Origin of the sequence: Thiobacter sp. AK1 (genome assembly GCF_039822265.1) — a bacterium.
Taxonomy (GTDB): domain Bacteria; phylum Pseudomonadota; class Gammaproteobacteria; order Burkholderiales; family Thiobacteraceae; genus Thiobacter; species Thiobacter aerophilum.
Window position 1 is genome coordinate 92,975 of record NZ_JBAJEX010000004.1, and the last position, 21,798, is coordinate 114,772.

Here is a 21,798-nt window from a genome sequence, read left to right on the forward strand (position 1 = left end):
TGTCCTCCGCTTTCTCGCGCCCCGAAAGCCCGATGGTCCTCAAGCAGGACGTCAATCCCTCCACGACGCGCGCACGCCTCGACCCAGCCGCGCCCACAGCGCTTCCCGGCGGCGCGCGAATGACGGTCCGCGCTTCGCCTGTCAGGCACTTTTCTGGGTCAGAGCCGGTCGAGCTGCGCCAGCATGGTTTCGGCATCCGACACCTCGAACTTGCCAGGCGCCTCCACGTTGAGCGTCTTCACGACCCCGTCCTCCACCAGCATGGAGAAACGCTGGCAACGCACACCCATGCCCCGCTCACGCAGATCCAGCTCCAATCCCAAGGCGCGGCAGAAATCGCCATTGCCATCGGCCAGCATGCGTACCTTGCCTTGGGCGCCCTGCTCCTTGCCCCAGGCCCCCATGACGAAGGCGTCGTTCACCGACAAACAGACGATCTCGTCGACGCCCTTGGCCTTGAGCCGATCCGCGAAGGACACATAGCCCGGCAGATGCTTGGCGGAACAAGTGGGCGTGAACGCCCCAGGCAGGCCAAAGATCACGATGCGCCGGCCGCGGGCGAGCGCCCCCACCTGCAGCGGCTGGGGACCGTCGGGCGTCATCTCGAACAGGGTGGCTTCCGGCAGCGTGTCACCGGCTTGGATCATGCTCGTCTCCTCGGAACGAATAATGGGCGGCTGAGTTTAGCAAACAGCCCGCAGGGCAAAAACCGCGACGCCGTTGCTGAATTGGGCAGGCCATCGCTCCGGTATACTTGTAGGCTTGCCTATGCCCACCACGGAACTCAGCCAGGAAGACGCCTTCTGCTTGAACGTGCTGCTCGCCGCCGGCGTGCAGGCGGTGCGCATCGACACGTCCACCATGACGGTGCACGCCCTCACCGAGAAGGGCGAGGCCAAGGTGAAGCTGCATCCCAACACCCGGGAAGAAGCCTATCTCAAGCTGGTGAAGCAGACTCTGGCGGAACACGCCCTCGACTCGCCGGAAGGCTACCCCGTGTATCTGCGTCGCTGGACACGTATGGGCCAGATGCGCGACGAGAACCTGGAACCCCTGCTCAAGCTGGGCGAGCCGGAGGCCGTGGTGGCGGTGGTCCATGCGCCTGGGCTCACCGACGAGATCGCCCGCCGCGCCTGGTGGGCCATGCCCACCCTCGAGAACGCACGCTGCATGCTGGAAAAGGAAGCGGTGGCGCGCGGCCAAATGGGTCCCATCCTCGCCGAATTCCTGGTGGAGCATCTCCCGTTCGAGGAAAACGTGGTGGCCATCATGGACACGGTGCGCGCCCTGCTGTGGTTCGATCTGGTGGACGAAGCGGCGCAGAACAAACTCTGGGCGCGCGGCAAGCAGCATGGCGCCTATTACATCGCCTTTCTCGAGCAGCGCCCGGACCGGCTGCCGGGCCAGAAGCGCGCCCGCTGCGATTACGCCACGGTGCACGAAAAGCTCGCGCCGCTGATCGAAGCGGGCAACCCCTATGCCGCCCAGATCGACCGCCTGCTCTCGGGGCCGGGGCAGACTTTTCTTGCCGCGGTGGAAGAAGCCATGCAGCGGCCGGGCACCCATGAAATCGTCAGCGCCCTGCTCAACAGCGTGCGCAGTTATTTCGCCACCATCAGCCTGGCGCAGGACAAGCCGCGGGAGATGCACGAACTCGCCGCGCGTGCCGACGCGCTCCTGGCCGACCCTGATGGGCCGCCTACCCTACGCGAGCTGGCAGCGCTGCTGCCCGACCTCGAATCGGAGCTGCGCGCCATGCTGACCCTGGCCGGCGTCAACGAATGGGTTGCCTACAACATCCTGCGCCGCACCACGGCGGTCAATGCGCTGCTGCGCAACAAACTCGCGCCGGTGTTCGAACCCATCGCCCAGCAAATTTTCGTGCTGCGCCAGCTACCGGGGCGGTAAACACTCAACCGGGTAGGCGCAGCATGTACTGGCCGGTCTTCTCATCGCGCGTCACCGCCAAAAGTTTCTTCGCCTGGGCGTCTTCCACCATCTCACCGAACGAGCGGTAGCCGTAGAAGGCTTCGTTGAAGCCCGGTTTGCGCCGCTTCATGGTCTGTTTCACCAGCGAGCCCCACAACTTTTCCTCGCCGCCCCGTTCCGTAGCCAGGGCCTCGACGGTTTCCACCAGAAAATCGAGAGCCTCCTGGCGCCGTTCCTCTTCGGATTTGCCGCTCGCGGTCTTCTCTCCGGGGGCGGTTTTCTGTCCCTTGGCACGGCCGCGCTTCTTCTTGGCCTCCTGCTCGCGCACCAAGTCGTCGTAAAAGATGAATTCATCGCAGTTGGCGGCGAGTAGATCGGAAGTGGCCGCCTTGACGCCGATGCCGATCACGTATTTGTCGTTTTCACGCAGCTTGGAAACCAGCGGGGAGAAATCCGAATCGCCGCTGATGATGACGAAGGTATCCACGTGGGGCTTGGTGTAGCACAAGTCGAGCGCATCCACCACCATGCGAATATCCGCCGAATTCTTGCCGGACTGGCGCACGTGGGGAATCTCGACCAGCTCGAAGGCAGCCTCGTGCATGGGCGCCTTGAACTCCTTGTAGCGTTCCCAGTCGCAATATGCCTTCTTGACGACGATGCTGCCCTTGAGCAACAAGCGCTCCAGCACCTTGCGGATGTCGAACTGGGCGTAGTTGGCATCACGCACGCCTAGCGCGATGTTCTCGAAGTCGCAAAACAAGGCCATGTTGGTGATTTCGGGTTGGGCAGGCATGGATGCTTCCTGAAAATGGTTCGTTGGCGACGGCTTCAGGTGGAACAATACAGAGGACAGGGCAAGCCACGCAGGCGCGCGGGGAAGAATCAGCTCCGTCCGTTTGTGCGCGTGGCTGCCGCTTGTTGACCATGAGCGGACGCACTTCGACAGGCATCTGGGGCGCCCGCACGCCCTTGATTTCCGGCTGGGCGTGCTCCCATGTCTTGCTCCTCCTCGATCCTGGTTAGGCGCTCTTTGGGGTCCTGTCGCTTACGACTGCTCCTCACGATAGATGAAGGGTGCCACGTCCGGGTGGTACTGCATCACCTCATTGAAGCGCTCCAACACCCAGTCGCGGGCGGCGGGATTGGCCAGCACCTCCTCCCGGGGGATGGCGCGCCCGCCCAAGGGTAGGCCGCCCCAGGGGCTGGCGGCGACGTCCTCAATGCGGCCCGCCACGCCGTTTTCCTGGGGTAGGCCATGCACGAACACCCAGCACTCACCTGCGTCGTCGTCGCGCCAGGGACCGGTGATCAGGGCCAGCCAGAGATGGCGGTCGGTTTCGGAGTGGCTCACGAAAGCCGGCTCGAACTCTACCTCACGCTGTTCGCCATAATGGATGCTGCCACCGGAGACCACGTAAGGGCGGCCACAGCCGCACGGGCAGACGAGGGTTTCACTGCCGGTAAGCTGCAGCGGGTTGCCCGGCGTCGGCAACTCTTGCGAGATTGGGGTGTTCATGGATTCACTTGCTGATGAGATTGATGATGCCTTCCACGTCCAGGTTCTCCTGGCGCAGATCGACAGCGCTTTCGCGGCATTCCAGGATCTCGCAATGGTGATACATCTGACGTAGACGCCGCTTGGCCGTTTCCCGATCCTGGGCCTGAATGACGATGCGGTCCACCCGCTGCCCGGCCCGGGTACGGATGGCGAACTCGAACTTGGTCATGGCGCCTCCCTGGCTGCGCCGCCGCCCGGAGCCGGGGGCGGAATCAGGCGGAACGATACTCCGCTTTGGGTTCCCGGGAAAGCAGGTCTTCCACCGCTTGGCGCGGGGAGAGACCTTCGAACATCACGCGGTAGACCTGCTGGCTGATGGGCATTTCGATGCCCAGTTGGCGCGCCTTCTTCAGCACCTCGGCGCAGGTGTGCACGCCTTCCGCGGTGTGACCCAGCTCGCCCAGGATGGTGGCGAGATCGCGCCCTGCGGCAAGCTGCTTGCCCACGGTGCGGTTGCGCGAGAGATCCCCGGTACAAGTGAGGATGAGATCGCCCACACCGGCAAGCCCCATGAAGGTTTCCAGCCGCCCACCCAGGCACAGTCCGAGTCGGGTCATTTCCGCCAGGCCGCGGGTGATCAGCGCCGCCCGGGCGTTATGGCCGAAACCCATGCCATCGGAAATGCCGGCGGCGATGGCCATCACATTCTTCACCGCCCCTCCCAACTCGACGCCGATCACATCGGTGGTGGAATAGACGCGCATGCGGTTATGATTGAGTGCCACCGCCGTGTGGTGGGCGAACGCCGGCTCGCGCGCGGCGAAAGTGAGGGCGCAGGGCAGCCCCTGGGCCACTTCGTGGGCGAAGCTGGGGCCAGACAACACGCCCCGTTCGATTCCCCCCGGCAGTTCCTCTTGCGCCACCTGGTGCAATAGCTTGGCCGTATCCGGTTCGAAGCCCTTGGCGGCCCAGATCACCGGCACGCCGATGTCGCAGGCGGCGAGCTGGCGCAGGGTGGCACGAAAACCGGCGGTGGGAACCACCACCAGCACCAGGTGAGCACCGCTGAGCGCCCGCGCCAGTTCCGGTTCGATAGACACCGCTGCGGGCAGCTCGAAGCCCGGTAGATAGCGCTCGTTGCGTCGCGTGCGGGCGATTTCCGCGAGGTGCGCGGCGTCCCGCGACCACAGGGTGATCTCGTGGCCGCGCGCCAAGCTGATGGCGAGCGCACTGCCCCAGGCGCCCGCCCCCAGGATGGTGATCTTCATCGCCGCGTCACAGTCCCCACACCTGGTTCATCGGCACATAGCCGCTCTGGCCATCGCGGTGGCGCACCCGGACCCAGCCATTGCCGGTGAATTCCGTCAGTTCCAAGACCACGTCCTTCTCCGCCTGGAACACCACCGGCGCACTGGGCTGCGGTGCCTGACGCACCTCGACCTGGGGCGCGGTCACCAGCACGGTACGCCGCGGGGAGAGCCGGCTGCTTTCCACCCAGGCCAGCGAGCCGGTGGCATCGCGCACTTTCACCCATTTGTCCAGGGTGACAACGATTTCCACCGGATAGTCGCGCGACAGCAGATAGAGCTTGCGTGCCTGGGTGGAGGGCGCGTCGTAGAGAATCGCCGCATTGACCGCCACCGAACGATATTCCACCGCCAATGCGGGGCTCGCCAGCCCCAGCACGACCACCCACACCGCCAGCCGAAAACCGCAGGCCATGTCAGTTGGGCCGAGTCGCCTCGGCCTGCGCGTTGGGCATCTGGGCCTGCGCCGCCTGCATGCGCTGGGCGTAGATCGCCTCGAAATTCACCGGGTTGAGATAAAGCGGCATGAAGCCGGCGCGGCTGACGGCGTCGGAAATGGTTTCTCGCACGTAGGGGAACAGGAGATTGGGGCAGGTGATGCCAAGCACCAGCTCCATCTGTTCCACGGGCACGCCGGCGATGCGGAAGATGCCTCCTTGCGCAGCCTCCACGAGGAACATGGTGCGTTCTCCCACCGTGGCGGAAACAGTGACCGTGAGCAGCACCTGATAGACGTCCTCGCCGATGGGGCCGCCCTGGGTGTTCATCTGCACGTCGATCTTGGGCGCCTCGCGCTCCAAGAAGATGGCCGGTGCGTTGGGCACTTCCACCGAGAGATCCTTCACGTAAATCTTCTCGATGGTGAACAGGGGTTGTTGTGGCTCGCTCATGGATGCTCCCGATTGGTTGTGCCCGGCCGCGTGCGCCCGCGGCTTGATAAGCCGCGCATTTTACACGCGGCGCCGATCCCGCGCTCAGCGCGCCAGCAGGGGATCGAGCTTGCCTTCCTGGTCGAGCGCCGACAAATCGTCGAAGCCGCCCACGTGATAATCGTCGATGTAGATCTGGGGTACAGTGCGCCGACCCGTGCGAGCCATCATTTCCTCGCGTCGGGCGGGATCGAGATCAACGCGGATTTTCTCGAGCTGCGTCACCCCTTTGCGGGTGAGCAGTTTCTCCGCCATGTTGCAATAGGGACAGACGGCGGTACAGTACATGACGACTTTGGCCATTTCATTTCTCCACGGGTAGATTGGCGGCCTCCCAGGCGATCATGCCGCCAGCGAGGTTATAAACGTTCTGGAAGCCGTTGCGCGCCAGGATGCCACACGCGCCGGCCGAACGATGGCCACTGCGACAAGCGACGATGATCGGCTTGTCTTTGAATTTATCCAATTCATTGAGCCGGCGCGCCAGCTCCCCAAGAGGAATGTGACGCGCGCGAGGAATGTGCCCTTGGGCGAACTCGTTGGGTTCGCGCACATCCAGCACCAGCGCGTCTTCGTGGTTCATCTTGAGCACGGCTTCCTGCGGTTCCACCTGCCGGCCACGCCCGCCGCGCAACAGCGGCCAAATGAGCATCAGCCCGCTCACCAAGACCACCGCGATGAGCAGGAAATTCTGACGAACGAATTCCACGATTCTCTCCGATGACGCAGGCACTACCCCGTTTCGGCTACGCGCACTCGCCCTCTTTGACGCCCAGAGCCTTGAGGATGTTGTCCAGGGGACAGAACTTGGTAAACCCACTCTGGAACAGATTCAGGCCGACGAAGGCGGTGAACCACAGCCAGCTCACCTGCGTCATGTCCACCTGGCCGCTAAAGTGGGCCAGTGCCAGCGATAGCATGATGAACAACCCAGCGATGACTCGAACCCAACGATTAACCGTCATTTCACTTCTCCTTGGCTTGTGGGAAATTTCTTGTGCAGCATCGCATAATAGAGCACCGGGATGACCGCCAACGTCAACAACGTGGACACGAACACACCGAAGATGAGGGCGATAGCCAGGCCGTTGAAGATGGGGTCGTCCAGGATGAAGAAAGCGCCCAGCATGGCGGCAAGCCCAGTGAGGATGATGGGCTTGGCACGCGTCGCGCCAGACAGGATCACCGCCTTCTGCAGATCCATGCCCTGGGCCACGTGCATGTTGACGAAATCCACCAGCAAGATGGAGTTGCGCACGATGATGCCCGCCAGGGCGATCATGCCAATCATCGAGGTGGCGGTGAACTGGGCGCCCAGCAGGGCATGGCCGGGCATGACGCCGATGATGGTTAGGGGAATGGGCGCCATGATGATGAGGGGCACGAGATAAGAGCCGAACTGGGCCACCACCAAAAGATAGATCAACACCAACCCCACCGCGTAAGCAATGCCCATGTCGCGGAAGGTTTCGTAGGTGACCTGCCATTCGCCATCCCATTTCACGGCGTAACCGGCGTAGGGATCGGGCGGCTGGCGAATGAAGTAATGGGCGAGCTCCCCGCCTTGCGGCAGCTTGAGCCCAGTCAGGGCCGACTTGATGGCGAACAAGCCATAGAGGGGGCTGTCGGGGCCGCCGATCATGTCGCCCACTACGTACACCACGGGCAACAGATCCTTGTGGTAGATCACCTTTTCCCGCTCGGTGGGCATCACCTCCACCAGCTCCGACAAGGGGACCAGGGTACCATCGCGTGCACGCACACTCAGCTTGAGCAGCTCGTCTAGGCTATGCTGGCGTTCCGGCGCGAGGGTTACTCGCACCGGGATCTCGAACTTGGAATCGCCCGTGTGGATGGGTGTCACGTCCTCGCCGGCCAACCCCATCTTCATCACTGTCACCACGTCTTCCTGCGCCACGCCCTTCAATGCGGCCTTGCTCTGCAACACGCGCAGCACCAGCTTGGGTGCGTCCTCGTCCACGCTGTCGTCGATGCTGGTGATGTCTGGGGTTTTCTCGAAGGCAGCGCGCACCCGTTTCGCCACGGCCATTTGTCCGTTGTAGTCCGGGCCATAGACTTCCGCCACGATGGGCGAGAGCACTGGGGGGCCAGGCGGCACTTCCACGATCTTCACGTTGGCACCATGGCGCGCCGCGATCTTCTGAATCGCCTCGTGCACGCTGACGGCGATCTCATGGGACTTGCGGCTGCGCTTGTGTTTATCCTGCAAATTGACCTGGATGTCCCCCACCTCGGGCCCCGATCGCAGGTAATACTGGCGCACCAAACCGTTGAAGTTGATGGGCGAGGCAGTGCCAGCATAGGCTTGGTAATCCGTCACCTCCGGCACGGTCGCTAGGTACGCGCCCAGCTCGTGCAACACACGCGCGGTCTGTTCCAGGGGTGTGCCAACTGGCATGTCCACCACCACCTGGAACTCCGACTTGTTGTCGAAGGGCAGCATCTTCAAGATGACGATCTTGAACACCGCCAGCGATACGGAAAGCGCGATCGCGAGCAGCACGCCAATGAACAGCTTGCGCCGCCGCGGTGCCCCAGCCGCGCCATTCAAAAAAGGCGTAAGCCGCATCTCGAACCAGTGGGTGAGGCGCGCCTCCAGGGGGCTTGGCCCGTGCTGGGCCGGCTTGTGCCCGCCTAGCACCTTGAGGGTGAGCCAGGGCGTGACGATGAAGGCCACCGCCAGGGAGATCAGCATGCCGATACTGGCATTGATGGGGATGGGACTCATGTAGGGGCCCATTAGCCCGGTGACGAAGGCCATGGGCAGCAGCGCGGCGATGACGGTCAGCGTGGCTAGGATGGTGGGGCCGCCCACTTCGTCCACCGCCTCTGGAATCACGTCCAGCCAGCTCTTTTGAGGCTCGAGCAGGCGCCGGCGGTGTATGTTTTCCACCACCACGATGGCATCGTCCACTAGGATGCCGATGGAGAAGATGAGCGCGAACAGGGAGACGCGGTTGAGGGTGAAGCCCCAGGCCCAGGAAGCAAACAGGGTCGCGGCCAATGTGAGCAGCACCGCCACACCCACGATCAACGCCTCACGCCGCCCCAGGGCGAAGAACACCAGGGCGACCACGAAGGCGGTGGCAAACAAGAGCTTGCCGATGAGCTGCTTGGATTTGTCATTGGCGGTGACGCCATAGTTGCGGGTCACGGTGACCTTGACGCCCTCCGGAATCACCGTTCCCTTGAGGCTTTCCATGCGCGCGATCACCTTGTCGGCGATGTTCACGGCGTTCTCGCCCGGCTTCTTGGATACGGCGATGGTTACCGCCGGAAATTCACCCGCCAGCGTAATGCCCTTTTCGGCCGCGGCCGGGCCGGTGCCAAGCCAAACATAGCGGCTGGGCTGATCCGGGCCATCCACCACGGTGGCCACGTCTTCCAGGAAGACCGGCTTACCCTCGTGCACGCCCACCACCAGGCTCTTCACGTCCTTGGCACTGGAGAGGAAGGTGCCGGTCTGAACCAGAAGTTCCTGGTTGTTGGATATCAGGGTGCCGGAAGGCTGCGAGGCGTTGCTGAGCTTGAGTGCATCGCGGATGTCCTGGGCGGAGACCGAATGGGCATTCATGCGTTCCGCATCCATGATCACGCGCACCGTATGGCCAGGGCCGCCGATGGTCTTCACCTCGCGCGTGCCCGGAATGCGCTTGAGCTCGATCTCGGTGGCGTGGGCCACCTTGGCCAAATCGAAGGCGGCGCGCTGGGGATCGTCGGTCCACAGGGTGAGGCTGACGATGGGCACATCGTCGATGCCGACCGGCTTGATGATGGGCTCGCCCACGCCCAGATTGGGCGAAACCCAATCGCGGTTGGCCTGGATGGTGTCGTAGAGGCGGACCAGCGCGGCGATGCGGTCCTCGCCCACCTTGTACTGCACGGTGAGAATTGCCATCCCCGGGCGCGACACGGAATAGACGTGGTCGATGCCGGCGATCTGGGACAGCACCTGTTCTGCGGGTGTGGCCACCAGGCTTTCCACATCCTTGGCCGAAGCACCCGGGAAGGGAATGAACACGTTGGCCATGGTCACGTTGATCTGGGGTTCCTCTTCGCGGGGCGTGACCAGAATGGCAAACAGGCCCAAAAGCGCCGCCATCAGGGCGATCAGGGGCGTGAGCTGGGAAGTGAGGAAAGTCTTGGCGATGCGTCCGGAGATGCCCATGGTCATGTTCCAGGCGTGACGAATGGCGGGGCCGTAGCCTCAGCCGCCTGCGTCAGTCCTTGCGCCTCCCGGATTTGAGATAGATACCCGCGGCAACCGGATCCAGCGCCACCTTCTCGCCCGGCATCAGGCCCGCGAGGACTTCCATCCACCCTTCGCCTGCCGCCTCACCCAGGCGTATCTGGCGCAGCGTGAGGCGATCCTTGGCATCCACCACATACACCGCGGTCAACTCGCTGCGGCGCAGCACAGCCTGGGCTGGCACCAACAGCTTCTTGGCGCGGCCCACGGCGAAGTGGGCGCGCGCAAACATGCCAGGGTAGATCTCGCGAGAATCCGGCGGCAAATCCAAGCGCACACGGGTGGTGTGGGTACGCATGTCGGCCGCCGGCAGGATGGTGATCTGGGTGGCCTTCACCCACTTGCGGATGGCCGGAATCTCCACCGTGGCGCGGGACAGGGCCCGCACCGCCGGTACCTTGTACTCGGGCACCGAGACTTCCACGCGCAGATCCTTGGGATCGAAGCCGGTCATGATGGGTTTGCCCGGCAGCGCCATCTCGCCCACCTCCACGTGGCGCGCCGACACCACCCCGCTATAAGGCGCCACCAGGGTGGCAAAGCGCCGTGTAGCGCCCGCCGCGCCGGCTCCGGCCAGCGCCGCCGAGGCCTGGGCCTGGGCGGCACGGTAGTCCGCGACGGCCTTGTCCAGCGCCGCCTGGCTGATGAATTTCTGCTCGAACAGCTGGCGCGCCCGCTCGTAATTGGCCTTGGCGTTTTCCAGCAGGGCACGCGCCTGGGCCACTTGCGCCTCGCTGCCCGCTGCTTGCGCGCCCACCACGCTTTCATCGATGCGCGCGATCACCTGACCCTGCTTCACATAATCGCCCACGTCGAAGTTGAGCTCGACGATGCGCCCCGTGATCTGGGCCGCCACCGTGGACTGCTTCACGGCTTCCACGATGCCCTCGGCGACATAGGTCTCGTCCACCTCGCGAAAATCCACCGTGCCCACCGGAAACGGCAGGGCAGCGCGCGCCGCCAGCGGCAGGACGAGCCAGAAAAACAAGGCTAAAAAGAGGCGCATGGGCATGAGCACTCCAAAAACATGAATATTAGCAGATGCTAATATTTGGTCAAAGGGGTCGAGACCATAAGGAGGACGGGCCCGCTAGCGAGCCCGTCGAGTTCATTTCGCGAAACCGCAAAACACGTCGCGCATCATGCTGATGAGCTTGAGGGTGCGCGTGTCCCCCACCCGGTAGTAGACCCGGTTGGCGTCCTTGCGGGTGCGCAGCACGCCCTTGTCGCGCAAAATGGCCAGATGCTGGGAAATGTTGCTTTGGGAAGTGCCCACCGCATCCACGATCTCCTGCACCGAGATCTCCCGGTCCCCAAGGACACAGAGGATCTTCAGGCGCAGCGGATGGGACATTGCCTTCATGGCGCGGGAGGCCTGCTCGATGTGCTCATCCTTGTCAATCAGCTCCACGTGTTCCAGATTGAAGGACCCTGATGCCGTCATGCCATCTCACTCCAGATCGAAAATGGCGCCGCGCGCATGCGCCTGCGCCCAACCCAATGGAACCATGCCAGTGCGCTCATTATCAAAATATACTAAAATTATGCAATCTTTTTTCGCAGACAATCCAGAAAAATCCTCTTTTCGCGCATGAACGTCACCCCCGTCCTCCTCGTCATTCTCGATGGTTTCGGCTGCCGGGCCAATGGCGCCGACAATGCCATTTTCCAAGCGAAAAAACCCAACTGGGAACGCTTCTGGCTCAATCATCCGCACACCCTGATCCACGCCTCGGAAGCCCAGGTGGGCCTGCCCGCTGGGCAGATGGGCAACTCGGAGGTGGGCCACCTCAACTTGGGTGCAGGGCGGGTGGTCTATCAGGAGTTTACCCGCATCAACCGCGCCATCGACTCCGGCCACTTCTTCGACAATCCCGCCCTGGTCAACGCCGCGGAGACGGCCAAGCGCGGCAACCATGCCTTACACATCCTGGGGCTTCTGTCGGAAGGCGGGGTGCACAGCCACGAGCGCCACATCCATGCCATGTTGGAGCTCGCCGCGCGACGCGGTCTGTCCAAGGTTTACCTGCACGTGTTCACCGATGGCCGCGATACGCCGCCCAAGAGTGCCGGACCCTCCATCATGAAGCTGGAGCAAAAAATCCGCGAACTAAAAACCGGCCGCATCGCTTCCCTCATCGGCCGCTACTATCCCATGGATCGCGACCGTCGCTGGCAGCGCGTCAAGGCCGCCTATGACCTGCTCACCCAAGGCAAGGCGGAATACGTGGCCACCAGCGCCCTGGAAGGGCTGCAGATGGCCTACGACCGGGGCGAGACCGATGAATTCGTCAAGGCCACCGCCATCCTGCCGGAAGGTGAACAGCCGGTACGCATGGAAGACGGCGACGTGGTGGTGTTCATGAATTTCCGCTCCGACCGCGCGCGCCAGCTCACTCGCACCTTCGTCGAGGACGACTTCGACGGCTTCGAACGTGAATACCGGCCGCAACTGGCCGCCATCGTCACCCTCACCGGCTACAGCGACGACTTCGACGTGCCGGTGGCCTTCCCGCCGGAACAGCTGCGCAATGGCTTCGGTGAATACATCGCCAGCCTGGGTCTTAAGCAGCTACGCATCGCCGAGACGGAAAAATACGCGCATGTCACTTTCTTTTTCAACGGCGGCGAAGAAAAAGTCTATCCCGGCGAGGACCGCATCCTGGTGCCTTCGCCCGATGTGCCCACCTACGACCTCAAGCCGGAAATGAGCGCGCCGGAGGTTACCGACCGGCTGGTGGCTGCCATCGCCAGCGGCAAGTACGACGCCATCATCTGCAACTACGCCAATGCCGACATGGTGGGGCACACGGGCAACCTGGGCGCCGCCATCAAGGCCATCGAAACCATCGATACCTGCCTCGGCCGTGTGGTACAGGCGCAGCTCGCACGCGGCGGTGAGGTGCTCATCACCGCCGACCATGGCAATGCCGAGCGCATGCTTGACGAGACCACGCGCCAGGCCCATACCGCCCACACCATGAGCCTAGTGCCTCTCATCTACATCGGCCACCGTCAGGCCCGCCTCGCCGATACCGGCGCCCTGGAAGACGTGGCCCCCACCCTACTCAGGATGATGGGCTTGCCCCAACCTTCCGAGATGACGGGGCACCCGCTGGTCGAGTTCGTCGAGGCATGAAGCGGACGGCGCATGCGTGCGCCTCCCTCATCCTGCTCTGCGCCGTTCTGGGCGTGGTCCACGCGGCGCAATCGCCCGCGGAAAAGGCGCGTGAACTCAAGGCGCTGCAAGGGCAGATCAAAGAACTCAAACGGGAAATCGAAAATGCCGAAGGCAACAAGGCCGATGTACTGGACGAACTGCGCCAGTCCGAGCGGGCCATCAGCGACTTGAACCGGCGCCTATATGACCTGGGCGAGGCGCTCGCCCAGGTCAATCGCGAGCTTGCCGCCAGCCAGCGCCAGGCGGCCGAGCTTGCAAGCCGCATCGAGGCGCAGCGTCGCGAGCTGGCCGAGCTTTTGGTGGAGCAGTATCAAAGCGGCGGCCAGGATGCACTGCGTCTGCTCTTCAACCAGCAAGACCCCAACCAGATCGCACGGGACCTGGAATACCTGGATCACATCGCGCGCGCGCGCGCCCAGCTCATCGCCGCATTGCGGGCCGATCTCGCCGCGGCAAAGGCGCTGGCCCAGCAAACCCGGGACAAGAGCCAGACGCTCGCCCGGCTAGAAGCTGAACAGCGCGCGAAGCGTCTCGAGCTCACGCGGGAAGCGGCCAAACGCCGGGCAATGCTGGCGCGCCTGACCAAGGAAATCACGGCGCGCCGTCAGCAGGTGCAACGCCTGGAACAGGACGAAAAACGGCTCACCCGCCTGATCGAGAAGCTGGCGCGCGCGATGGCCAAGCCGCGCCCGGCCCCGCCCCGCGCGCCCAAGGGGGAGGCGCGGCCGCAACCGCCAGCGGCCGAGGACGGCGCATTCGCGCGCCTCAAGGGCGCCCTGAGGCTGCCGGTGAGCGGCGAGGTGACCAACCGCTTCGGCGCACCCCGTGCCGAGACCGGCATACCCTGGAAAGGCGTATTCATACGCGCCCCGGAAGGCAGCCCAGTCAAGGCGCTGGCCGCCGGCCGGGTCGTGTTCGCCGACTGGCTGCGCGGCTTCGGCAACCTGCTCATCATCGATCACGGCGACGGCTACATGAGCCTGTATGGCCACAACCAGTCCATCTACAAGCAGGTGGGGGACCCCGTAGCGCAAGGGGAAGTGGTGAGTGCCGCGGGCGATAGCGGCGGCCAGGGAGAAAGCGGTTTATACTTCGAAGTTCGTTTCCAGGGCAAACCAGTCGATCCCCTGCAATGGGTCGGCCGGCGCTGACCATGGCGGAACGGATTTCTTGACGACGAGCTGGGAGTCAAACTGAACATGCGCGGCAAACTGCACCATCTAGTTCTCATTGCCTTCGGCGTCCTCATCGGCGTGGCGCTGGGCCTGCATTATTCGGCCATCGCCGACAAGGATGCCGCCGGCCCGCTGCCGGTGGAGGAGCTGCGCACCTTCGCCGAAGTATTCGGCAAGATCAAGAGCGACTACGTGGAGCCGGTCGAGGATAAGAAACTCATCGCCTCGGCCATCAATGGCATGCTCGCCGGGCTTGATCCCCATTCCGCCTACCTCGATGCCGACGCGTTCAAGGACCTGCAGGTCTCCACCCAGGGCCAGTTCGGTGGACTGGGCATCGAGGTCGGCATGGAAGACGGCTTCGTGAAGGTGATCTCGCCCATTGAAGACACACCCGCCTTCCAGGCCGGAATCAAGGCTGGCGACCTGATCATCAAGCTGGACGACACGCCGGTGAAGGGCATGTCCCTCAATGACGCCGTCAAGCGCATGCGCGGCAAGCCTGGCACGCGTATCACCCTGACCATTCTGCGCAAGGGCGAGAACAAGCCCATCGTCGTCACCCTGACGCGCGCCGTGATCCAGATCAAGAGCGTGAAGTGGAAGCTAATGGAACCGGGCTATGGATTCGTGCGCATCACCCAGTTCCAGGACCACACGGGCGAGGATCTGGTAGGCGCGCTGGACGGGCTTGCCAAGCAGAACAAAGAACCCCTCAAGGGCTTGGTGCTGGATCTGCGCAACAATCCGGGGGGGCTGTTGAATGGCGCGGTGGCGGTGTCTGCGGCCTTCCTGCCCAAGGATGTGCTGGTGGTCTATACCGACGGCCGCACGGAAGACGCCAAGATGCGGCTCACCGCCAGCCGTGAGTTCTACCTGCGTCCCAACCAGGACGACTACATGAAAAAGCTCCCCGGCTGGGTCAAGAGCGTGCCCATGATCGTGCTCGTCAACGGTGGTTCAGCCTCCGCCTCGGAAATCGTCGCGGGCGCGCTGCAGGACCACAAACGCGCCATCATTCTCGGTACCCAAACCTTCGGCAAGGGCTCGGTGCAGACCATCCTACCCTTGGGCAACGGCACCGCTATCAAGCTCACCACCGCGCGCTACTACACCCCCAGCGGCACCTCCATTCAAGCCAAAGGCATCACCCCCGACATCGTGGTGGAGGAAGCCACCATCAGCGAGGCCGACAAGCAAGCGCTGGGCGTGCGCGAGGCGGATCTGGAGCGCCATCTCGCCAATGACAAGGAACCGGCGCCCAAACCCGAGCCCATCAAGCTGCAGGCGCCGAAGCCAGAGAAGGGCAAGGACGAAAAGTCCGACGCGCAAGACATCGCGCCCAAGAACGACTACCAGCTCAACCAGGCGGTCAATCTGCTCAAGGGCATCCAGATCCTGCAGCGGCGCTGAATCTCTACCGGCTTGCAAAAGGGGCGCGCCGCGCTATGCTTGAGGGCGTAGCCGACGCGCGGAGGTTTAGCCCATGCAGGCAGGCGATATCATCAAGACCCGCCAGCTGGTTTTTACCGAGATTCCACCCGGGCAGGCGGACGAGGCGGCGCTGCTGCTGGAAGGCTTGCCCCACCTGGTGGTCGTGGAAAAACTCAACCCGCGCACCCTGCTGGTGCGCTACGAAATCCCCAACTACACGCTGGAAAAGGTGGAGCGCGCGCTCGCAGCCGAAGGCTTCCATCTGGACAACAGCATCCTGAGCAAGATCCGGCGCGCTCTCATCTACTACTGCGAGTCCATCCAGTGCGAAAACCTCGCGCCGCCGCCGCTTGAACGGGTCTCCAAGGAAATCTTCGCGGAAGCCTGGCAGAACCATCCCCACGGTGACCGGGACGACACGCCAGAAGAATGGCGTAGCTACCGTTGATGCCTTCTCCATGAACGACGACCAGCTGCTGCGCTATAGCCGCCACATCCTGCTCGACGAGCTTGGCATCGAGGGACAAAAGCGCCTCATCGAGGCCCATGCGCTGGTGGTCGGGGCTGGCGGGCTGGGCTCCCCTGTCGTGCTCTATCTCGCGGCCGCCGGCGTGGGGCGCATCACGGTGTGTGATGGCGACCGCGTGGACCTGACCAATCTGCAGCGCCAGATCGCCCACGACACCGCGGCCATCGGCCAGAACAAGGCGGAATCGGCGGCGGCGAGCGCCCGGCGCATCAATCCGGAAGTCATGGTGGAAGCGGTGCCCCGGCGGGTTGCGGCAGGGGATCTCGAGCGGCTGGTGGCCGCCGCCGACGTGGTGGTGGATGCCAGCGACAACTTTGCCACCCGCCACGCAGTAAACCGCGCCTGCGTGGCAGCGGCCAAGCCCCTGGTCTCCGGCGCGGCGGTGCGGTTCGATGGTCAGGTTGCGGTGTTCGATGCCCGTCGCGAGAGCAGTCCCTGCTATCACTGCCTGTTTCCGGAGGGTGGCCAACCGGACGAAATGCGCTGCGCGGAAAACGGCGTGTTTGCGCCGCTGGTGGGCATCATTGGCACCGTCCAAGCGGCGGAAGCGCTCAAGCTGCTGGCGGACCTCGGCACGCCGCTCAGCGGCCGACTGCTGCTCCTCAACGCATTGGACATGAGCTGGCGCACGATACGCGTGCCGCGCGACCCGGCGTGTAGCGTGTGTAGCCGCACGCTCTCACCGCCAGTGACGCGATCGGCGGCAACACGCCCCTAAAGCCCCCCAGGTAGGGCCGCCACAGCCCGTGGGCGGCGCAGGCGTCCCTGAATCCAGGCACACCGCACGACTCCGCCACAGCCACCCAGCTTCACCCTTGCGCGGGACTGACGGGCGGGTGTGCAAACGCCCCCAGCCGTCATTCCGGCCGATCGCAGCGAGCGCCGGAAGCGAGAAACACCAGGGACCGTGGCCCCGACGGCGTGAATTCTTGTGTTCGTGGCAATGGCGCTCCACACGCAGCGCGGCACGGGCTCTATCGAGCCTTACGTAATGAGGTGACACCTTTGTGTCTTCCCCGCGAAAGCGGGCACCCAGGAAAATGGCCAAGAATACTCTGGATTCCTGCTTTCGCGGGCATGACAGCTTACTTACATAGCCTGTCAACTACTTTCGTAAAGCTCAATAGTAACTATCGGGCGGCTCAAGGAAGGCGAGGCTTTTCCGTGAGCGCCCTCACCGTGGGCAAGGACGGGGTGGCAGGCGCGATCGGAGTGGGGCGCGGTTTCAGCCTCCAGGGTCGCCAACCGCCGCGCCCGTGAGTGGCAATTCGAATGGCGCAAGCGGCTGCTGCGCGGCATGGGCGTCATCGAGCCCGGCCCAGACGATGACGATGCCCACCAGCAGGACGGACAGCCAAGTGGCGGGCTTGATGGCAACGGCTTTGGCTCGCATGGCACTTCCTCCTCGAACGACTGCGGTAGCGTCAATAGCGGCGGTGGCTTAGCGTCCTTGAGCCAGCGTGTTCACGCCGACCGTAACGGGGTACGGTCGCAAGGCCGAAAGCAGAAAGCGCTTCTGGGCGTCGAAATGGTCGAGGGGGGCGCGCTTAAAGCCGCTCTTGGCGAACTGGTGCCAGCGGCCGAGAATGAAGGCGATCATTAGATTGGCTACCGCATTGGCGTCGCTGTCGCCTTGGATTTCGCCTTGTGTGGCGGCCACCCGCAAGCATTGGCGCAGGGTTGCTTCGATGCGATCCACCAGCTGGTTGATGCGGGCCTGCAGGCGCTCGTTTTCGTGCACCAAGGCATCGCCGATGAGCACGCGTGACATGCCCGGATTCTTCGCGGCGAAACCGAGACACAGGGTGAGGATGGCGTCCAGCTGGACGACACCCCGTTCTTCCTCGGCAAGGATCTTGTTGATCAGGCCGAACAGGGTGGATTCGATGAACTCGATCAGCCCCTCGAACATCTGGGCCTTGCTGGCGAAGTGCCGATAGAGGGCCGCTTCCGAGAGATCGAGGCGCGCCGCCAGGGCGGCGGTGGTGATTTTTTCCGGCTCGGGACTCTGCAGCATTTCTGCCAGCGTCTGCAGAATCTGTTCTTTTCTCTGGCCTGGTTTGGCAGGCATGGCCCCTCCCCTGAATGCGCGCTATAGCTTATTGAGCACGCGTGGCAGTTGCAACACCGAGCGCACGCTGGCATCCACGAAGGGCGGGCTCTTGCGGCTGGCGGTCACCCACACCGTCTTCATGCCCAGGCGCCGCGCGGTGCGCAGGTTATCCAGGCTATCCTCCACCATGATGCAGCGTGAGGGCGCCACACGGAGGGAACGCAGCACATGCAGAAAGCCGCGCAGCCTCGGCTTGGGCGAAAGGCGCGTGTGCTCGATGCTGAACACCGCGTCGAACACGTCGAGAATGCGAAGCGCACGCAGCACGGCGCGGGAATAGTGGGCCGGTGAATTGGAAAACACCACCTTGCGCCCGGGTAAGCGGCGCAGCATGTGGCGCAGGCCGCGTTGGAACACCAGCATGGTGGAAAGCTCAGGAAACTGATGCGTGTGCCAGAGAAAATGACGTGGATCGGTGCCATGGTGGCGCACCAGGCCCAAAAGCGTCGCTCCGTAACGCTGCCAGTAGAGCTGGCGCAGGGCGCTCGCCCCGGCCTCGTCCAGGGCCAGATGCTCCATCAGATACCGGGTCATGGCGCGGTTGATGTGGGGAAAGATGTGCGGGGTCGCGTCGTGCAGCGTGTTGTCCAGGTCGAACACCCAGACTGGCGCGGCACGCATCAGGCGCGCTTGATCAGAGTGCCCACACCCTCGCTGGTGAGGATCTCCAGCAGCAGGGCATGCTCCACGCGGCCGTCGATGATGTGGCTCGCTTTCACCCCATTGCGCACGGCCTGCAGCGCACAGTTGACCTTGGGCAGCATGCCGCCGGAGATGGTGCCATCCTCGATCAGGGCGCGCACCTGTTCTGCGTCCAGTTCGGAGAGTAGGCCACCTTGCTTGTCCAGCACCCCCGGCGTGTTGGTCATCAGGATCAGCTTCTCGGCGCGCAGGGTTTCCGCTAGCTTGCCTGCCACCAGATCGGCGTTGATGTTGTAGGCTGCGCCGTCCTCGCCGACCCCGATGGGGGCGATGACCGGAATGAAATCCTGGGAATCGAGCAGCGCCACCAGTGCGGGATCGATGGCTGCCACCTCCCCCACCTGGCCGATGTCCACGAATTCTCCCGCCTTCTCCTGGCTGGGCAGCCGCATGCGCCGCGCACGAATCATCCAGCCGTCCTTGCCGGTGAGTCCCACCGCCTTGCCGCCATGACGGTTGATGAGGGTGACGATGCTTTTGTTGACCAAGCCGCCGAGCACCATTTCCACCACGTCCATGGTCTCCGCATCCGTGACACGCATGCCTTGAATGAATTCGCTCTGCTTGCCGATACGCTTGAGCATGTCTCCGATCTGCGGGCCACCGCCGTGGACGATCACCGGATTCATGCCCACCAGCTTGAGCAACACCACGTCACGGGCGAAGCTCTCCTTGAGCCGCTCTTCCGTCATCGCGTTGCCGCCGTACTTGATGACGATGGTCTTGTCGAAAAAGCTCTGGATGAAAGGTAGCGCCTCGGACAGCAGTTCAGCCTTGGCGGCGGCAGTGGAAGGCGTGGCGGACATAATAGGCCTCGATTCAGGTGAAACGCGGGCGCCATTCTACAGCCCGCGGCGCCCACGAAAAAGGGCGGCCCGGCTTCGCCCTGGGCCGCCCTTGCACCACCCTCTTCGGTTGCCGTCAGCTGATGGTGAGCCGCTTCGCGCTGCTCGCCGCCTTCTTAGGCAGCACAAGCTCCAGCACGCCATCGGTGTACTTAGCCGTGGCATTGGCTTCGTCGATGTCGGACCCCAGGCTGAAGGAACGCGCCACACGCCCGAAGTACCGCTCGGAACGTAGCACCTTCTCGCCTTCCTTCTCCTCGGACTCCTTCTTGACCTCGGCACTGATGGACACGGTGTTGCCGTCGACGGACACGTGGATGTCCTCCTTCTTCACACCAGGAATCTCGGCCTTCACGGTGTAGGCCTTGTCGTTCTCAGTCACGTCCATCTTGATCTCGGGCGCCTTGGGCACGCCCTCCAATGCCATGGGCCGCACCAGAAAGCCCTTGAAGAAATCGTCGAACACGCTGTCCAGGTTGAACGGGTCGTAACGGGTAATGTTTGCCATGGGAACTCTCCTTGGTTGGTGAACGATTTCCGGCAGCTCTGTTTTGCCGGTTACCACCAATATGGGTGAAAGCGCGGGGATTTCAAGGGTGCCCAGAAAAGACTCTCCGTCACAACCCGGTCATGGCATCGTCACCTGGCTGTCGCAGGAAGCGCGCAGCATGGCAGCCCATGGATGGTCTTGAGTTCGCCGATTCGCTCCCGGTCTCGCGCCCCCCGCACCGGCTCCACCTGGCATGGGTCACCGAAACGTACCCGCCGGAAATCAATGGCGTGGCCATGACAGTCGGCCGGTTGGTGGACGGCTTGCGCCGGCGGGGCCATGGGGTGCAGCTGATACGTCCGCGTCAGCATCCAGCGGATGTGCCCAGTGACACGCAGAGTCTGGAAGAAGTCCTCACCCCCGGCTTGCCCCTCCCCCGCTATGACGAGCTGCGTATCGGCCTGCCGGCGGGGACGCGGCTTAAGCGCCTATGGCGGGCGCGGCGGCCCGATCTGGTGCATATCACCACGGAAGGCCCCTTGGGTTGGTCGGCGCTAAAGGCGGCCCGGGCCCTGGGCGTGCCGGTCACTTCGAGCTTCCATACCAATTTCCATATCTATAGTCGCCACTACGGCTTCGGTTGGCTTAAGCGTCCCATCGAAGCCTATCTGCGCCACTTTCACAACCGCACCGCTCTCACGCTGGTGCCCACCAAGGCCATGCGCCGCGAGCTGAGCCAGCTGGGCTTCCGCCGGCTCAACGTCTTGGCGCGGGGCGTCGATACCCAGCTATTCACACCGCAACGGCGCAGCGACGCGCTGCGCGCGAGCTGGGGTGCCCGCCCGGATACGCCGGTGGTGCTTTACGTGGGGCGGCTCGCCCCGGAAAAAAACCTGCCGTTGCTTCTCGCCGCCTATGATGCCTTGCGCGCCCGCCGTCCTGATGCGCGCTTGGTACTGGTGGGCGACGGCCCCCTGCGCCCGGCGCTGGCGCGCGCCCGCCCCTATGCCGCCACCTGGAGCGCGCGCGAGATGACGGCGCGGCTAACGTGTTTTTTACGAGGATACGCTCAAGCGAGGGGCCGCAGTGGACCGCCTATCCCACGCCGGGCTACCCCATGGATAGCCCCATCGCTGCTTGCGACCGTCGCCACCGCTTGCGTGAACACGCTACGCGTGCACCGTCCTTCCCGCGTAAGCTGAAAGCCAGGTGAGTGTGGCATGAGCCGCTGCCATTTGTGACGGTAGGTCGATCGCCTCGTGAGTCGGCTTATGACTATTGAGCATTACGTAAATGGGTGACACCTTTGTGTCGTCCCCGCGAAAGCGGGGACCCAGGAATATGGCGAGGAATACCCTGGATTCCCGCTTTCGCGGGAATGACGTTTGACTTA

Annotated in this window: 25 protein-coding genes; 7 read left to right on the forward strand and 18 right to left on the reverse strand. The window is 63.6% G+C overall.

What is annotated here, in order from left to right; translation table 11 throughout:
* Positions 1-158: 158 nt before the first annotated feature.
* Positions 159-647: a peroxiredoxin gene (locus tag V6E02_RS06635; protein WP_347307995.1), complete on the reverse strand. Its 489-nt coding sequence runs from the start codon at positions 645-647 to the stop codon at positions 159-161.
* Positions 648-768: 121 nt separating this feature from the next.
* On the opposite strand from V6E02_RS06635, the gene V6E02_RS06640 reads away from it, so the two are divergent.
* A complete protein-coding gene (locus V6E02_RS06640; RefSeq protein ID WP_347307996.1) occupies positions 769-1,908 on the forward strand; it encodes a hypothetical protein in 1,140 nt (379 codons plus the stop codon).
* A 4-nt stretch (positions 1,909-1,912) separates the two neighbouring features.
* On the opposite strand, the gene V6E02_RS06645 is transcribed toward V6E02_RS06640, so the two are convergent.
* The 12 genes from V6E02_RS06645 to V6E02_RS06700 form a co-directional block, all read right to left on the reverse strand.
* Positions 1,913-2,725, reverse strand: coding sequence for an NYN domain-containing protein (locus V6E02_RS06645; RefSeq protein WP_347307997.1), 813 nt, complete (start codon positions 2,723-2,725; stop codon positions 1,913-1,915).
* A gap of 252 nt (positions 2,726-2,977) precedes the next feature.
* Positions 2,978-3,448 carry a hypothetical protein gene (locus V6E02_RS06650; RefSeq protein WP_347307998.1) on the reverse strand — a complete coding sequence of 157 codons (471 nt, stop codon included), beginning with the start codon at positions 3,446-3,448 and terminating at the stop codon, positions 2,978-2,980.
* A 4-nt stretch (positions 3,449-3,452) separates the two neighbouring features.
* Positions 3,453-3,659 (reverse strand): hypothetical protein, encoded by a 207-nt coding sequence (locus tag V6E02_RS06655; RefSeq protein WP_347307999.1) that lies wholly within the window; start codon positions 3,657-3,659, stop codon positions 3,453-3,455.
* A 43-nt stretch (positions 3,660-3,702) separates the two neighbouring features.
* Positions 3,703-4,698, reverse strand: a complete 996-nt coding sequence (locus V6E02_RS06660; RefSeq protein WP_347308000.1) for an NAD(P)H-dependent glycerol-3-phosphate dehydrogenase — start codon at positions 4,696-4,698, stop codon at positions 3,703-3,705.
* Between the two features lie 7 nt (positions 4,699-4,705).
* The gene (locus V6E02_RS06665; protein ID WP_347308001.1) at positions 4,706-5,152 is read right to left on the reverse strand and encodes an SH3 domain-containing protein; all 447 of its coding nucleotides are present in this window, start codon (positions 5,150-5,152) and stop codon (positions 4,706-4,708) included.
* 1 nt (position 5,153) lies between these two features.
* Complete coding sequence (gene secB, locus V6E02_RS06670; RefSeq protein WP_347308002.1) at positions 5,154-5,627, reverse strand: protein-export chaperone SecB; 474 nt, start codon at positions 5,625-5,627, stop codon at positions 5,154-5,156.
* A gap of 84 nt (positions 5,628-5,711) precedes the next feature.
* Positions 5,712-5,969 (reverse strand): glutaredoxin 3, encoded by a 258-nt coding sequence (gene grxC, locus V6E02_RS06675; RefSeq protein WP_347308003.1) that lies wholly within the window; start codon positions 5,967-5,969, stop codon positions 5,712-5,714.
* Position 5,970: 1 nt separating this feature from the next.
* On the reverse strand, positions 5,971-6,375 hold the full coding sequence (locus V6E02_RS06680) for a rhodanese-like domain-containing protein (RefSeq protein ID WP_347308004.1): 405 nt from the start codon (positions 6,373-6,375) through the stop codon (positions 5,971-5,973).
* A 37-nt stretch (positions 6,376-6,412) separates the two neighbouring features.
* Positions 6,413-6,631, reverse strand: a complete 219-nt coding sequence (locus V6E02_RS06685) for a YgaP family membrane protein (protein WP_347308005.1) — start codon at positions 6,629-6,631, stop codon at positions 6,413-6,415.
* Positions 6,628-9,861, reverse strand: a complete 3,234-nt coding sequence (locus V6E02_RS06690; RefSeq protein WP_347308006.1) for an efflux RND transporter permease subunit — start codon at positions 9,859-9,861, stop codon at positions 6,628-6,630. The genes V6E02_RS06685 and V6E02_RS06690 overlap by 4 nt, the downstream gene beginning before the upstream one ends.
* Positions 9,862-9,907: 46 nt before the next feature.
* Positions 9,908-10,948, reverse strand: coding sequence for an efflux RND transporter periplasmic adaptor subunit (locus tag V6E02_RS06695; protein WP_347308007.1), 1,041 nt, complete (start codon positions 10,946-10,948; stop codon positions 9,908-9,910).
* A gap of 96 nt (positions 10,949-11,044) precedes the next feature.
* Entirely contained in the window at positions 11,045-11,380 is a 336-nt protein-coding gene (locus tag V6E02_RS06700; protein WP_347308008.1) for an ArsR/SmtB family transcription factor, read from the reverse strand.
* Positions 11,381-11,527: 147 nt separating this feature from the next.
* On the opposite strand from V6E02_RS06700, the gene gpmI reads away from it, so the two are divergent.
* From gpmI to V6E02_RS06725, 5 genes are all read left to right on the forward strand, one after another.
* Positions 11,528-13,075 carry a 2,3-bisphosphoglycerate-independent phosphoglycerate mutase gene (gene gpmI / locus V6E02_RS06705; RefSeq protein ID WP_347308009.1) on the forward strand — a complete coding sequence of 516 codons (1,548 nt, stop codon included), beginning with the start codon at positions 11,528-11,530 and terminating at the stop codon, positions 13,073-13,075.
* A complete protein-coding gene (locus V6E02_RS06710; protein ID WP_347308010.1) occupies positions 13,072-14,268 on the forward strand; it encodes a murein hydrolase activator EnvC family protein in 1,197 nt (398 codons plus the stop codon). The genes gpmI and V6E02_RS06710 overlap by 4 nt, the downstream gene beginning before the upstream one ends.
* Before the next feature lie 48 nt (positions 14,269-14,316).
* Entirely contained in the window at positions 14,317-15,705 is a 1,389-nt protein-coding gene (locus tag V6E02_RS06715) for a S41 family peptidase (protein ID WP_347308011.1), read from the forward strand.
* A gap of 73 nt (positions 15,706-15,778) precedes the next feature.
* Positions 15,779-16,174 carry a hypothetical protein gene (locus V6E02_RS06720; RefSeq protein WP_347308012.1) on the forward strand — a complete coding sequence of 132 codons (396 nt, stop codon included), beginning with the start codon at positions 15,779-15,781 and terminating at the stop codon, positions 16,172-16,174.
* A 10-nt stretch (positions 16,175-16,184) separates the two neighbouring features.
* Complete coding sequence (locus V6E02_RS06725) at positions 16,185-16,973, forward strand: HesA/MoeB/ThiF family protein (RefSeq protein ID WP_347308013.1); 789 nt, start codon at positions 16,185-16,187, stop codon at positions 16,971-16,973.
* A 507-nt stretch (positions 16,974-17,480) separates the two neighbouring features.
* Here the strand turns inward: V6E02_RS06725 and V6E02_RS06730 are convergent.
* From V6E02_RS06730 to V6E02_RS06750, 5 genes are all read right to left on the reverse strand, one after another.
* Positions 17,481-17,648, reverse strand: coding sequence for a hypothetical protein (locus V6E02_RS06730; RefSeq protein ID WP_347308014.1), 168 nt, complete (start codon positions 17,646-17,648; stop codon positions 17,481-17,483).
* Between the two features lie 48 nt (positions 17,649-17,696).
* Positions 17,697-18,326, reverse strand: a complete 630-nt coding sequence (slmA, locus tag V6E02_RS06735; protein ID WP_347308015.1) for a nucleoid occlusion factor SlmA — start codon at positions 18,324-18,326, stop codon at positions 17,697-17,699.
* A gap of 21 nt (positions 18,327-18,347) precedes the next feature.
* Positions 18,348-18,989, reverse strand: a complete 642-nt coding sequence (locus tag V6E02_RS06740) for a pyrimidine 5'-nucleotidase (protein WP_347308016.1) — start codon at positions 18,987-18,989, stop codon at positions 18,348-18,350.
* Entirely contained in the window at positions 18,989-19,876 is an 888-nt protein-coding gene (gene argB, locus V6E02_RS06745; RefSeq protein ID WP_347308017.1) for an acetylglutamate kinase, read from the reverse strand. Before argB ends, V6E02_RS06740 begins: the two co-directional genes overlap by 1 nt.
* A 115-nt stretch (positions 19,877-19,991) precedes the next feature.
* Complete coding sequence (locus V6E02_RS06750; RefSeq protein ID WP_347308018.1) at positions 19,992-20,423, reverse strand: Hsp20/alpha crystallin family protein; 432 nt, start codon at positions 20,421-20,423, stop codon at positions 19,992-19,994.
* A 170-nt stretch (positions 20,424-20,593) separates the two neighbouring features.
* Between V6E02_RS06750 and V6E02_RS06755 the strand changes: the two genes are divergently transcribed.
* Entirely contained in the window at positions 20,594-21,607 is a 1,014-nt protein-coding gene (locus tag V6E02_RS06755) for a glycosyltransferase (RefSeq protein WP_347308019.1), read from the forward strand.
* Positions 21,608-21,798 lie beyond the last annotated feature (191 nt).